The 13758-nt window shown below is 61.7% G+C and carries 14 protein-coding genes; 8 read left to right on the forward strand and 6 right to left on the reverse strand.

Annotated features, from left to right (window positions below):
- Positions 1-2 precede the first annotated feature (2 nt).
- From ACFO3A_RS03890 to ACFO3A_RS03925, 8 genes are read left to right on the forward strand one after another with little or no spacing between them, the layout of a single operon-like run.
- Positions 3-2207: a type I restriction endonuclease subunit R gene (locus ACFO3A_RS03890; protein ID WP_377724149.1), complete on the forward strand. Its 2205-nt coding sequence runs from the start codon at positions 3-5 to the stop codon at positions 2205-2207.
- An 11-nt stretch (positions 2208-2218) separates the two neighbouring features.
- Positions 2219-2359, forward strand: coding sequence for a hypothetical protein (locus ACFO3A_RS03895; RefSeq protein ID WP_377724151.1), 141 nt, complete (start codon positions 2219-2221; stop codon positions 2357-2359).
- Positions 2359-2757, forward strand: coding sequence for a type I restriction-modification enzyme R subunit C-terminal domain-containing protein (locus tag ACFO3A_RS03900; protein WP_377724153.1), 399 nt, complete (start codon positions 2359-2361; stop codon positions 2755-2757). Before ACFO3A_RS03895 ends, ACFO3A_RS03900 begins: the two co-directional genes overlap by 1 nt.
- A complete protein-coding gene (locus ACFO3A_RS03905; protein ID WP_377724155.1) occupies positions 2754-4217 on the forward strand; it encodes a restriction endonuclease subunit S in 1464 nt (487 codons plus the stop codon). The genes ACFO3A_RS03900 and ACFO3A_RS03905 overlap by 4 nt, the downstream gene beginning before the upstream one ends.
- A 57-nt stretch (positions 4218-4274) precedes the next feature.
- Positions 4275-5468 carry an AAA family ATPase gene (locus ACFO3A_RS03910; RefSeq protein WP_377724156.1) on the forward strand — a complete coding sequence of 398 codons (1194 nt, stop codon included), beginning with the start codon at positions 4275-4277 and terminating at the stop codon, positions 5466-5468.
- On the forward strand, positions 5465-6040 hold the full coding sequence (locus tag ACFO3A_RS03915; protein WP_377724157.1) for a DUF4276 family protein: 576 nt from the start codon (positions 5465-5467) through the stop codon (positions 6038-6040). The genes ACFO3A_RS03910 and ACFO3A_RS03915 overlap by 4 nt, the downstream gene beginning before the upstream one ends.
- 9 nt (positions 6041-6049) lie before the next feature.
- Complete coding sequence (locus tag ACFO3A_RS03920; protein ID WP_377724158.1) at positions 6050-7174, forward strand: class I SAM-dependent DNA methyltransferase; 1125 nt, start codon at positions 6050-6052, stop codon at positions 7172-7174.
- Positions 7175-7183: 9 nt separating this feature from the next.
- Positions 7184-7525 (forward strand): hypothetical protein, encoded by a 342-nt coding sequence (locus tag ACFO3A_RS03925; RefSeq protein WP_377724160.1) that lies wholly within the window; start codon positions 7184-7186, stop codon positions 7523-7525.
- 34 nt (positions 7526-7559) lie between these two features.
- Here the strand turns inward: ACFO3A_RS03925 and ACFO3A_RS03930 are convergent, their stop codons facing one another.
- From ACFO3A_RS03930 to ACFO3A_RS03955, 6 genes are all read right to left on the reverse strand, one after another.
- Positions 7560-8258 carry a Crp/Fnr family transcriptional regulator gene (locus ACFO3A_RS03930; RefSeq protein ID WP_377724161.1) on the reverse strand — a complete coding sequence of 233 codons (699 nt, stop codon included), beginning with the start codon at positions 8256-8258 and terminating at the stop codon, positions 7560-7562.
- Between the two features lie 384 nt (positions 8259-8642).
- A complete protein-coding gene (locus tag ACFO3A_RS03935; RefSeq protein ID WP_377724162.1) occupies positions 8643-10469 on the reverse strand; it encodes a nitric oxide reductase activation protein NorD in 1827 nt (608 codons plus the stop codon).
- Between the two features lie 136 nt (positions 10470-10605).
- Entirely contained in the window at positions 10606-11424 is an 819-nt protein-coding gene (locus ACFO3A_RS03940) for a CbbQ/NirQ/NorQ/GpvN family protein (protein WP_377724163.1), read from the reverse strand.
- A 29-nt stretch (positions 11425-11453) separates the two neighbouring features.
- Positions 11454-12878 carry a cbb3-type cytochrome c oxidase subunit I gene (locus ACFO3A_RS03945; protein ID WP_377724165.1) on the reverse strand — a complete coding sequence of 475 codons (1425 nt, stop codon included), beginning with the start codon at positions 12876-12878 and terminating at the stop codon, positions 11454-11456.
- A 17-nt stretch (positions 12879-12895) separates the two neighbouring features.
- The gene (locus ACFO3A_RS03950; RefSeq protein ID WP_377724167.1) at positions 12896-13330 is read right to left on the reverse strand and encodes a c-type cytochrome; all 435 of its coding nucleotides are present in this window, start codon (positions 13328-13330) and stop codon (positions 12896-12898) included.
- A gap of 86 nt (positions 13331-13416) precedes the next feature.
- Positions 13417-13692 carry a cytochrome C oxidase subunit IV family protein gene (locus tag ACFO3A_RS03955; protein ID WP_377724168.1) on the reverse strand — a complete coding sequence of 92 codons (276 nt, stop codon included), beginning with the start codon at positions 13690-13692 and terminating at the stop codon, positions 13417-13419.
- Positions 13693-13758: the final 66 nt, after the last annotated feature.

The following is a 13758-nucleotide window of genomic DNA, read 5'->3' on the forward strand; positions in this document are numbered from 1 at the left end:
GAATGACACCAGAAGCCAAAGCACGCCAGCCGATTGACCACAAGCTTGAACAAGCAGGCTGGGTCGTGCAAGACCTCCGGCAGCTCAACCTGTCCGCCGCACACGGTGTGGCGGTGCGCGAATTTCCAACCGATACCGGCCCGGCGGACTACCTGCTGTTCGTCGATCGCCAGCCCGTCGGCGTCATCGAAGCCAAGCGTGACGGCGCGGGCCAAAACTTGCACGTTGCCGAAAACCAGTCCCAACGCTATGCCAGCGCCACGCTCAAATGGCGCAAGGGGGCCGCGCCGCTGCGTTTTCTGCATGAAAGCACCGGGCAGATCATCTGGTTTACCGACGCCGCCGACCCGCAGCCCCGCGCCCGCGAGCTGTTCCATTTTTTCCAGCCGCAAACCCTCGCCGAATGGGCCGCGCAGCCCGATACCCTGCGCACGCGTTTGCAGCACATGCCCCCGCTGCCCACGAAAAACCTGCGCGACTGCCAGATCAACGCCGTCACTGGATTGGAGCAATCGCTGACGAAGAACAAGCCCCGCACCCTCATCCACATGGCCACCGGCGCGGGCAAGACCTTCACCGCCATCACCGCCGCGTACCGCTTGCTGAAGTTCGGCGGCGCCAAACGCATCCTGTTCCTCGTCGATACGCGCAACCTGGGCAAGCAGGCGCACCAGGAATTCATGGCCTACACGCCGCCCGACGATGGTCGCAAGTTCACCGAGCTGTACAACGTGCAGCGCTTGGCCAGCAGCCGCATCGACCCGCACGCGCAGGTCTGCATCTGCACCATCCAGCGCATGTATTCCATCCTCACCAACACCGATCTGGCCGAGGAGGGCGAAGACATTTCCGCTGGCGATATTTCGCCCGCCGCGCTGCGCGAAAAGCTCGTGCAATACAACCCGCAGGTGCCGGTCGAGCAGTTCGACTTCATCGTCATCGACGAATGCCACCGCAGCATCTACAACCTGTGGAAGCAGGTGCTGGATTACTTCGACGCCTTCCTCATCGGCCTCACCGCCACACCCGACCAGCGCACCTACGGTTTTTTCCAGCAGAACGTGGTGGCCGAATACAACTACGAGCAATCGGTGGTCGATGGCGTCAACGTCGGCTACGACGTGTACGAGATCGAAACCAAAATCACCCAGAAGGGCGCACGGCTCGAAGCGAAGGAATGGGTCGATCACCGCGACCGCCAGACCCGCGCCAAACGCTGGGCGCAGACCGAGGACGACGTGGACTACAGCGCCAGCGACCTGGACAAATCCGTCGTCAACCCCGACCAGATCCGCAAAGTCTTGCAGGCCATGAAAGACGCCGTGGAGCAGCGCATCTTCCCCGAACGCACCGAGACGCCCAAAACCCTGATCTTCGCCAAGACCGACAGCCACGCCGACGACATCATCCGCATCGCCCGCGAGGTGTACGGCCAGGGCAACGCCTTCTGCAAGAAAGTCACCTACCGCGCTGGCGTGGGCAATGACGGCAAACCCGTGCCCGGCGACGACGCCGACAGCGTGCTCGCCAGCTTCCGCAACGACTTTTATCCCCGCATCGCCGTCACCGTGGACATGATCGCCACCGGCACCGACGTTAAGCCGCTGGAGGTGCTGCTGTTCATGCGCGACGTGCGCAGCAAAGGCTATTACGAACAGATGAAAGGCCGTGGCGTGCGCAGCCTGAGCGAAGAAGGGCTGCGCAAAGTCAGCAAATCCGCGCACGGCGCCAAATCGCGCTTCGTGTTGATCGACGCCGTGGGCGTGGAAAAGTCGCTCAAGACCGAAAGCCGCCCGCTGGAGCGCAAACCCGGCGTCAGCCTGGATGCGCTGCTCAAGCAAATCGCCGTCGGTGCACACGATGACGACACCGTGCAAAGCCTGGGCAACCGCCTGGTGCGCCTGGCCAAACAGCTTGACGACAAGGCGCTGGCCAAGATCAAGCAGGCCAGCGGCGGCACCGGCCTGCACGACCTGGCGCGTGACCTGGTGCAGGCGCTCGACCCCGACCGCATCACCGCCGACGCGCTGGATGCCGCCAAGGCCGCCGGCATCACCCGCAACGTGGAAACGCTGACCGACGCCGAACTGGCCGCCGCCAAGGCCAAACGCATCGCCGCCGCCTGCACCCCCTTCGATGCGCCCGCGTTGCGCGACGCCATCGAAGGTGCACGCCGCGAACGCGAGCAGATCATCGACACACCCTGAACGCCGACAGCGTGGTGCGCAGCGAGTTCTCTGAACAGGCCCAGGCCAACGCCGAAGCCGCCGTGCGCAAGTTCGAGGACTACCTGCGCCAGCACCGCGACGAAATCGCCGCCCTCGGCTTCTTCTACGACCAGCCCTACGCCCGCCGCTGATGCTCACCTCCGAAAAACTCTGGAGCGCCTACGCCCGCGTGCGTGAAGACAAGGTGCGCGGCGCCAGCCTGCGCCGGCAACTGGTGGACGTACTCAGCCTGCTGCGCTTCGCCCTGGGGCTGGACGCCGAACTCGCCCCCTTTGCCGACCACGTGGACAAGAAGTTTGCCGACTGGGTCTGGCGCCACAACAGCCAGCGCACCACCGCCTTCACCCCCGAGCAGATGGACTGGCTGCGCCTGATGAAAGACCACATCGCCACCAGCCTGCGCATGGAGCGCGACGACTTCGACTACGCGCAACTGGCGGGCAAGGGCGGCTTGCAGCGGGCGTGGACGGTGTTTGAGGGGCAGTTGGATGGGCTGCTGGGGGAGATGAATGAGGAGTTGGTGGCGTGAGTGGTTTGCCGTGTGGTTGGGCGCGTGCGACGCTCGGTGAAATTGCAACCTTTGAGATGGGGCAAGCACCCGCTGGATCCGCCTCTAATTTCGACGGAATTGGAACAATCTTCGTGAAAGCTGGCGAGTTCGGGGCGTTATATCCAGTCATCAGAGAGTGGACAACGGAGCCGAAGAAGTTCGCCAGGGATGGCGATGTTCTCATCTGCGTTGTTGGCGCAACATCCGGAAAGCTCAACTTGGGAATTGACTGCGCCATCGGGCGCAGCGTTGCAGCAATTCGACCAATTTCTGGCATTTCTCAGAAATCTATCTACTACCAGTTGCTACCGCGCGTTGAGTTATTGCGGGCAAATTCAACCGGCTCTGCTCAGGGCGTAATCAGTCAAGCTGATCTCGCAAAGTTGGATGTTCTTTTGCCACCCCGCATCGAACAAACCCGCATCGTCGAAAAGCTCGAATCCCTGCTGGCCGACCTCGATGCCGGCGTGGCCGAACTCAAGGCCGCGCAGCGCAAGCTGGCCCGATACCGCCAATCGCTGCTGAAAGCCGCCGTGGAAGGTGCGCTCACCGCCGAATGGCGCGAGGCGAACGTGCCGCAGGAAACCGGTGCGCAACTGCTGCAACGCATCCTGCGCGAACGCCGCGCCCGCTTCGAGCAAAAGCACGGCCCCAAGAAGAAATACAAGGAACCAGCCACCCCGGATACCTCGCAACTGCCCGCGCTACCGGAAGGGTGGGTGTGGGCGAGCCTTGACCAGATCGTCACTGAATCCTCTTATGGAACATCAGAGAAGTGCGGCTACGAAGCTGGAGGGACGCCTGTCCTCCGCATCCCAAACGTGGGCAGTGGAACGCTTGATTTGCGTGACATGAAGTTCTCTCAGGCTGCGTTGCAACTTGATGATGACAACGCGCTGGCAGTGGGCGATGTATTGGTCATTCGCACAAACGGGAGCATTGGTTTGGTGGGGCGGGCTGCTGTTGTCACGAAGCCATTGCCCGCACCGCACTATTTCGCTTCCTATCTTTTGCGCCTCCGTTGCGTGGAAGTCACTTGCACGCACATCTGGATTCAAACGCTGCTTTGCTCGCCAGCAGGACGGAGCTGGTTGGAACAGCGGGCCGCATCTTCTGCGGGGCAGCACAACGTCAGTCTTTCGACACTGCTAACGATGGCGATTCCACTCCCCCCACTCGCCGAACAACACCAAATCCTCACCCAACTCGACACCGCCCTGTCCGCCTGCAAAGCGCAGGAAAACGCCGTCACCCACGCCCTAAAGCAGGCCGCCGCCCAACGCCGCAACCTGCTGCGTGCCGCCTTTGCAGGCGAGCTGGTGCCGCAAGACCCCGCTGATGAACCGGCCAGCGTATTGCTGGCTCGTATTTGTGCGAAGCGGGTACAGGAGGGGAAAGCTGTGCGAAAAAGCATAAAACGGTCTGGCGCATCTACATGACCTCACGAATTCCCTTTATCCTCCCCGCTTGCTGCTCCACATTCCGGTGACCGCTTCATGAAAATCGAATCCATCCGCCTGGCCAACTTCAAGGCCTTCAAGGACATTCATCTGACCGACATGCCGCCATTCATGGTGGTAGTTGGTGCCAATGGTTCGGGCAAGTCCACTCTGTTCGATGTGTTCGGTTTCCTGCATGACTGCCTGAGGGGCAATGTCCGCCAAGCATTAGACAAGCGTGGGCGTTTCCCGGAAGTGTTGAGCCGTGGCTGCGACCCAGCCACGGATACCATCCTGATCGAATTGCAATACCGCATGGAAATCACCAGTGTGGAACGTCTGGTCACGTATTCCTTACAAATCGGTCAAGTCAATGGTTCACCTGTGGTCAAGCGCGAAATCCTGCGCTACAAGCGTGGCCGCTATGGCAGCCCATTCCATTTCCTCAATTTCACCAATGGTGAAGGCTATGCCATCACCAATGAGGAAGATTTCAGCAAGTCGGATGAAGAGCTTGAGCGGGAAAACCAGAAAGTCTCTCCTGATACGTTGGCCATCAAGGGCTTGGGGCAATTCGAGCGCTTCAAGGCTGCCAATGCCTTTCGGCAGCTGATCGAGAACTGGCATGTATCGGATTTCCACATCAATGCTGCGCGGGGCCGCAAGGAGGCCGCTGGTGATACCGAACACCTGTCCCCTACTGGCGAAAATCTGCCGCTGGTTGCTCGTTATCTCAGCGAGCAGCATCCCAAGGTATTCCAGAACATCCTCAACACGATGGCCAAGCGCGTACCTGGCATATCGCAGGTCGAATCCAAGCTGATGGACGATGGCTACTTGGCCTTGCGCTTTCAGGACGGTGCATTCAAGACACCATTTCTTGATCGTTATGTGTCCGATGGCACCATCAAGATGTTCGCCTATCTGGTGCTGTTGCATGACCCCAACCCGCATCCGTTGTTGTGTGTGGAAGAGCCGGAGAACCAGCTTTATCCACGGCTGATGGCAGAATTGGCCGAGGAATTCAGACTTTACGCCAATCGTGGCGGGCAGGTGCTGGTATCAACGCACTCGCCGGACTTCCTCAATGCGATCGAGATGGATGAGGTCTGCTGGCTAGTCAAGCGCAGTGGCTATACCGAAATACGCCGTGCAAAGGATGATGCACAGATCGCAGCCTATGTGAGCGAGGGCGACCAATTGGGCTATTTGTGGAAGCAGGGCTTCTTCGAGGGAGTCGATCCACAATGAGCAAAGAACTGGTGTTTCTTCTGGAGGAACGCTCGGCAGAGGCGCTTCTGAAAAGCCTGCTTCCCCGTTTTTTGGATCGAAATATCGTGCCGCGCCTGATTCCATTCGAGGGCAAGCAGGATCTGGAAAAGCAACTGATCCGTCGCATTCGTGGCTATCAGAATCCAAATGCCCGTTTCATCGTGATGCGTGACCAGGACAGCCATCAAGACTGCATTGCCTTGAAGCAGCGGCTGCTTGACCTGTGCGTTCAATCTGGAAAATCGGCTGCTTGCTTGATACGTATTGCTTGTACCGAGCTTGAAACCTTCTACCTCGCGGATCTGGCCGCTGTGGAAACCGCTCTGGAGATTCATGGAATTGCAAAGCAACAAGGCAGCAGGAAGTTCCGCTCACCCGATCATCTCGGCAGCCCGAGTCGTGAGCTGAAAGCACTGACACATGGGCAATACCAGAAAATCGCCAGCTCTCGGGAGATCGGCAAACACCTTGATCTGGGCAATACCCGTTCGGCCAGCTTCCACAATTTCCTGAGCGGCATCCGGCGGATGGAAGCCGAACTTTTAGCTTGAGTGTTCATCATGAACACTTCCACCCTCGTCCAGAAACTCTGGAACTTCTGCCACACCCTGCGCGATGACGGGGTGGGCTATGACGACTATCTGGAGCAGCTCACCTACCTGCTGTTTCTGAAGATGGCGCACGAGTATTCGCAGCCGCCCTATAGCCGCGATACCCACGTGCCCATCGGCTGCGACTGGCTCAGCCTGCATGGCAAGGTGGGCGAGCCGCTGGAGGCGCATTACCTACACATGCTGCACCGGCTGGGCGAGCAGCCGGGCATGTTGGGCGCGATCTTCTTCAAGGCGCAGAACAAGATTCAAGACCCGGCCAAGCTGGCGCGGCTGGTGCAGATGATTGATGCCGAAAACTGGATCGGCCTGGGCACCGATGTGAAGGGCGATCTGTACGAAGGGCTGCTGCAGAAGAACGCCGAGGACACCAAGAGCGGCGCGGGCCAGTATTTCACCCCGCGCGTGCTGATCGAGGCAATAGTGGAATGCGTGCGGCCCGAGCCGGGCAAGACGATTGCCGACCCGGCCTGCGGCACCGGCGGCTTCTTTCTGGGTGCCTACCAGTGGCTAATGCGCGAGGGCGCGAAGCTGGACAAGAAACAAAAGGAGTTCTTGCGCCACAACACCTTTTTCGGCAACGAGATCGTGGCCGCCACGCGGCGGCTGTGTTTGATGAATCTGTTTTTGCACAACGTGGGCGATATGGAGGGCGAGTCGTCCGTCGCGCGTGCCGATGCGCTGATTGCCGCGCCCACGCAAACGGTGGACTATGTGTTGGCCAATCCGCCGTTCGGCAAAAAAAGCAGCATGACCATCACTAATGAGGATGGCGAGGAAGACCGCGACGCGCTGACCTACGAGCGGCAGGACTTCTGGCAGAGCACGTCAAACAAGCAGCTCAATTTTTTGCAGCACATCGTGTCGATGCTGAAAACGACGGGCCAAGCCGCCGTGGTGCTGCCCGACAACGTGCTGTTCGAGGGCGGCGCGGGCGAGAAGATTCGCCGCAAGCTGCTGGAGACCTGCGACGTACACACGCTGCTGCGCCTGCCCACGGGCATCTTCTACGCGCAGGGCGTGAAGGCGAACGTGCTGTTTTTTGACGCACGCCCCAAGGATGGCAAGGTGTAAACCAAAGGCGTGTGGATTTACGACCTGCGCACCAACAAACACTTCACACTGAAAACGCGGCCCCTGCGGCGCGAGGATTTGCAGGACTTTATTGACTGTTACCACCCTGAAGACCGGCATGTGCGCCAGGCCACGGAGCGCTTCAGGTACTATCGCTATGACGAGCTGATCGCCCGCGACAAGGCCAGTCTGGATATTTTTTGGCTCAAGGACGAGAGCCTGGACACCCTGGACGATATGCCGCCGCCCGAGGTTTTACAGCAGGAAATCATCGAACACCTGGAAGCCGCGCTGCTGGCGTTTCGGGAGGTGACGGCCAGCTTGCCGAAAGCGGTGCGAGACAGTCGCTGAGAAATTGGATCAGGTTGGGAGCGTAAACACGCTTTCAGGCGCAGTGGCTGGCCAGGCGGGCCGTGTCGGGGATGTGGATTTCGCGCTTGTCCACGGTGATCAGCCCGGCGCTTTCCAGCTCGTGCAGCACGCGCGAGAAATACTCCGGCGTGATCGACAGGCGCGAGGCGATGGTGGCCTTGCTGACCGGCAGGGAAACCTTCAAGGCCGCGCTGGCGCTGCCGGCGGCGGCCGGGTTCTCCTGGTGCAGCAGGTAGCCGATGACGCGCTGCATGCCGTTGTGCAGCGAGTAGGCCTGCACGTCGTGTACCAGCCCGTGCAGGCGCCGCGAGATGCCGGCCAGCATCCGCATGGCAAAGCGCGGATCGTCCTCGATCTCGCGCACCACGGCGGCCTTGCCGACACTCAGCACGATGGATTCACTGAGCGCCTGGGCGTTGATGATGTAGGGCTTGCCGGTGAACATCAGCGCCTCGGCAAAGCTCACGCCCGGGCCGGCCAGTTCGATGACCTTTTCCTGCCCGGCAGGGGAGAGGGCAAACAGCTTGACCTGCCCGGTGACGGTGACGTGAAACTCCTCGCAGGGCATTCCCACGGTGAAAACGCTCTCGCCCCGGCCCAGCTTGCGCAGGCGGCAGCCGCTGGCCAGGCGCTCCAGGTCGGGCGGAGCGATTTCCTGAAATAACGGCAAATTGGCCAGGTAGCGGGGAATGTCAAACTGCTGAAGATCCATGGGCCGGGATTATTAAGGGAAAGTGCAGGGGAAACGGCCTGTAGGTTTGATTTAAGTCAATTTCAAAGGCGGGCGGGTTTGATCCCGGTGCTGGCGGGGCCGGCGCAAACACGTTCTAAGAACCTGTTCACGCTCTTTTCCTGGTGCCCGCAAGGCAGCCAACCGCCGCAATCTAGGCGCGTGCCGCAGGCCAGGCTGGTGGCCTGGTCAAGGTGCGCAACGACGAGTGCGGCGGTTGGCTGCCTTGCCCGAAGGGTTGCCCCGCCAAGACAGCATCTGCGGCGTTGCAAATCCTCGCCGCCCCACCAGGGCGTCTGCGGTTTGCGCCTTGCACCTGTCGCCTTGGTGGGGCAACGGGCACCAGGAAAAGAGCGTGAACAGGTTCTAACGTGTCAGGCCCGCATAGGCGGCGGCCAGACGGCCGACCAGGTCCTGCGGGCGATGTACCAGCGCGTAGCCTTGCGAGCCGAACAGGTGGGGCAGGTAGTCGTGCGCATCGGCGTCGATGGTGACGCAAAACGGTGTCAGGCCCGCCTGCCGTGCTTCGCGGATGGCCTGCCGGGTGTCTTCCAGGCCGTAGCGGCCTTCGTACACGTCCAGGTCGTTGGGCTTGCCGTCGGTGAGGATGAGCAGCAGGCGCTGGTGTTCGCCGCGTTTGCTGAGTTGCGCCGTGGCGTGGCGGATGGCCGCGCCCATGCGGGTGTAGTAGCCGGGGCTGATGGCATTGACGCGGGCGATGCAGGACTTGTCCCAGCGCTCGTCAAAGTCTTTCAGGTGGTTGATGCGCACCTTGGTGCGGCGCACCGAGGAAAAGCCGAGCATGGCAAACGGGTCGCCGCTGGCGTGCAGCGCCTCGCCAAAAACGTAGAGCGCGTCCCGGATCACGTCGATCACCCGGGTGAAGTCGTCCACGTGGGCGTCGGTGGACAGAGACAGGTCGGCCAGCAGCAGGGTGGCCAGACTGCGCTCGGTGCGCACGCGCTGCTGGAAGACGGGCGGGGTGCTGCTGCGCGGGCCCTGGTCGGCCTGGTAGCGGATCCAGGCGTCCAGGTCGATGTCGTCGCCCTCGGTCTGGCCGCGCACGCGGCCCTGGGCGGCCCGCAGCGCTTCCAGGCGGCGGCGCATCCGCCGCGCAATGGTGCGCAGGGCCACGGGCGGGGTGTAGGGTTCGGCATCGCGGGCAGTGTAGGTCTGCACGCTGCAATGCTCGGGCACCAGCGCCTGGCGCTTGTAGTCCCATTCGGGGTATTTCAGGCCCAGGCCCAGCGGCAGGTCGTCGTGGGCGGCGCTGGGCAAATCCAGATCGAACTTGACGCGCGAGGCGCTGGACTGGCCGTCCGGGGCAATGGCCAGCTCGTCCATGTTGTTGGCGGCGTTGAGCTGGTTGCCGTCGTCGTCATCGTCGTCGGCGCGGTTGACCTTGGTGAACTCGGTCCACGACATAAAGGATTCGGCGCGGAACATCATGATGAAGGGCGCTTCGTTGCGTTCGTCGCGGATGGCCTGCGCGGCGCGGCGGCGCCGGTCGTTGGCGCTGAGGTTCTGCGTACCGTTCTGTTCGCCGTCCTGGTCTTTGGTTTTGCGGGCAGCGTCCAGCACAGCGGGCGGCTGGCCCAGCCACAGCCAGAGGGGGGCGACGTCGGCCTGGCTCAGATCGCCGGGGCGGTCATCGGGCAGCGCCTCGCCCCGCAGGGCGCATTGCACGGCCCGCTCGGCCTGGGCGGCGCGGCCCCGCAGACGGGAGAGGTCGGGGCGCTCGGCCAGTTGCGCCCGGCGCAGTTTTTCGTAGTTCTTCTGCAGGCCGGGGAAGGTGCGCAGGGCGGCCCGGGTGGCGGCCATCTGGCTGGTGAGCCAGTCGCCGCTTTCCTGCGTCTGCGCAGCCAGTGCGGCCAGCCACAGGTACAGGGCGCGGTTTTGCGCGGCGTTGCCGAACACGCTGATGGCCGGGGGCAGGGAAAGCACGTCCGGCTGCCATTGCCCCAGGTAGGCGTGGGTGCCGCTGCCGGCCACACGTTGCAGAAAGCTGCGCTGGTTGTGAACCCGGGTGGCATTGGCCGGGGCCAGGCGCACGGCCTGCGCCCCGCCGCCGGCGCGGAACATCAGGCCGATGCTGCGCTGCACTTCTTCCAGGCGCACGGCACCGGGGTTGTCCCGGCCATCGGCGGCGCGGGTGATGAAGCGGTGCCATTGAATGCCAACCCATTCTTCCATGGTGCGAATCTCTCGAAAAAATAGCTGTTGGCGCTTGGTCTATAAGGACTTCAAGGATAAACCTCCTTGAAATCCTTTAATGACCAGCGCAAACAGCTATTGAATTTTTAAAGCAGGAACGATGGTGTCGGTAACGTTAGGCGTCGCCCAGCACGGCAACGGCCACTTCGGCCAGGGCCGATGCGGTATCGGCATCGTCGGTCAGGGCGTCGATCACGGCGGCCTGGCAGGCCGTCTGCAGGGGGATGCCGCTGGCCACCAGGCGTCCGGCCATCACCAGCAGGCGGGTACTGACGGTTTCTTCCAGGTCTTGCTCGGTCAGGCGGCGCAGGGCTTGGGCCAGGCCGACCAGTTTCTGGGCGGTCAGGGTGTCCACAGCGGCTTCGTGCGCGACGATGCGCAGCTCCACTTCCGGGGCCGGGTAGTTGAAATTGAGGGCGATGAACCGCTGGCGCGTGCTGGGCTTGAGGCTTTTCAGCACGTTCTGGTAGCCAGGGTTGAAGCTGACCACCAGCATGAAGCCGGGGGCAGCGGTAATTTGTTCACCGGTGCGCTCGATGGGCAGCACGCGGCGGTCGTCGGCCAGCGGGTGCAGCACGACGGTGGTGTCTTTGCGTGCTTCCACCACCTCGTCGAGGTAGCAGATGGCGCCCTGGCGCACGGCGCGGGTGAGCGGTCCGTCCGACCAGACGGTGCCACCATCGGTCAGAAGGTGGCGCCCGACCAAGTCGGAGGCCGACAGGTCGTCATGGCAGCTCACCGTGATGAGCGGGCGCCCGAGGCGGGCGGCCATGTGTTCGACGAAACGGGTTTTGCCGCACCCCGTGGGCCCTTTGATGAGCACCGGCAGCTTCTGCTCGAAAGCATGGGCAAACAGCGCCGCTTCGCCGCCTTGTTCGGCGTAGTAGGGGGTCTGCTGCTCGGGCTGCAGGTTGCGGGTATCGCTGTGGTCCATGGGGCGGGTTCTCCGTTAGCAAAAGGAAATTATGCGGCTTTCAGGGCCATCGCATCGGCATCGTTGGCAACGTGCTTGCCACCGACGAAGAAGCTGTAGAAGTACATGAACTGGCCGACCAGGAAGGTCACGCCGCCGACGATACGCAGCCAGTAGTAGCCACGCAGTTCGTCCTGGGTGTTCATGAAGGACAGGGCCTCGCCTTCCGGCAGCCAGCGTTGCAGGTAGGCCTGCATCACGCCGGCGATGGTCAATGCCAGCACCATGACGCACATGCCGATGGTCATGACCCAGAAGCTCTTCTTTTCCATAGACTGGGCTTCGGGGCTGTTGGCCAGGCGGCCACGCAGGTGCGGCATGGCGTAGCTGATGATGGTGATGACCACCAGCACATAGGCGCCGTAGAAAGCCAGGTGGCCGTGCGCGGCAGTGAGCTGCGTGGCGTGGGTGTAGTAGTTGACCGGTGCCAGCGTGTGCAGGAAGCCCCACACGCCCGCGCCCAGGAAGCCCACCACCGCCGTGCCCTTGGCCCACAGGATGGCGGCCTGGTTGGGGTGGTTGCGGCGGCGTTGCGCGACCATGTTGTAGGCGAACAGCACCAGCAGGAAGAAGGGGATGGGCTCCAGCGCGGAGAACACCGAACCGATCCACAGCCAGTAGCCGGGCATGCCGATGAAGAAGTAGTGGTGCCCCGTGCCCAGCAGGCCGGACATCAGCGCGAAGGCGATGACCAGGTACATCCACTTGTCGATCACTTCACGGTCCACGCCGGTGGTCTTCACCAGCACGTAGGCCAGCAGCGAGGCCAGGATCAGCTCCCACACGCCTTCCACCCACAGGTGCACCACGAACCACCAGTACATCTTGTCGCGCACCAGGTTTTCCGGGTTCACGAAGCTGAACAGGAAGAAGATGGCCAGGCCCCACAGGCCCATCAGCAGCACCGTGGAGATGCTGGTCTTGCGGCCCTTGAGGATGGTCATGCTGATGTTGTACAGGAAGCCCAGGGCGACAACCACGATGCCTACCTTGGTCGGCAGCGGCTGCTCCAGGAACTCCCGGCCCATCGTGGCCAGCAGGTCGTTGCCCGTGGCCTCGGCCAGCCGTGCGTAGGGCACGAGCAGGTAGCCCAGGATGGTGGCAGCGCCGGCGACCAGGAAGATCCAGAACAGCGCAATCGCCAGCCCGGGGCTGTGCAGCTCGGTCTCTGCCTCTTCAGGCACCATGTAGTAGGCCGCGCCCATGAAGCCGAACAGCAGCCACACGATCAGCAAGTTGGTATGCACCATGCGGGCGATGTTGAAGGGGATGTAGGGGAAGAACAGATCCCCGATCAGATATTGCAGGCCCAAGGTGATGCCGAAGATGATCTGACCCGCAAACAGCCCCATGGCTGCAATGAAGTACAGCTTGGCGACCGACTGGCTTTTGTATTTCAAGACTTGGTTTGTCATAGTTGTTTCTCCCTGGGTCAGCCTTCGATGTTGGGCGGCCAGTTTTCGGTATCGATCTCACCGGTCCACTTCAGGAATTCAACCATGTCGTTCAGTTGCTCGTCGGTCAGGTTGAATTGCGGCATTTGGCGACGCCCCGGGGCGTTGGTGGGCATCCCCTGCATCCAGGCCTTGATGAAGTCCGGGCCACGGCGCTTGTACACGTTGCCCAGCTCCGGTGCGAAGTACGCGCCTTCGCCCAGCAGCGAGTGACAGCCGATGCAGTTGTTCGTCTCCCAGAGGTGCTTGCCGCGTACCACCGATTCGGTGATGTTCTGGGCGTTGGAACGCTCGGGGATGCGCCGTTCGCTGTCAAAGATCAAACCGGCGAACACCAACCCGAAAAAGACGGTGCCTCCGTAGAACATGTTGCGGGCCATTTGTTTGGTAAACCCGCTGTGTGTTTGGCTCATGTGCAAGCCCTCCTTCTTAAAAGAACAATCAAATCTTCATCTTTTGTAGGAAAAAAAACCTTGAACTTAATCAAGGAACGTAGCGATTAGTACCTAAGGGAATACCAAAGCGAGGCCGCAAACAGCAGGACGGCCATCACCACGATCCACGCCAGCATCAGGTAGCGCCACAGGCGCGGGCCGTGGCGCAGCTCCATGAAGTCCTGGATGATGCACCAGCCCTTCAGGACGGACAGGGTCAGCACGATGCCCGCCGTCACCAGGGCCGACTGGCCGGTGGCGTTGTGTTCCCCCAGCCACCAGGTAAGGGCGGTGGCACTGAGCAGGATGCTCCAGATGATGTTCAGGCGCAGGTCGGTCATGGTCAAATCCGTTCGGAAAGCTATTGATTCAGGTGCTGTTACCGCTGGTATTCAAACAATTTCAAG

It is taken from the genome of Comamonas nitrativorans (assembly GCF_042654765.1).
In the GTDB taxonomy this organism is placed as follows: domain Bacteria; phylum Pseudomonadota; class Gammaproteobacteria; order Burkholderiales; family Burkholderiaceae_C; genus Comamonas; species Comamonas nitrativorans.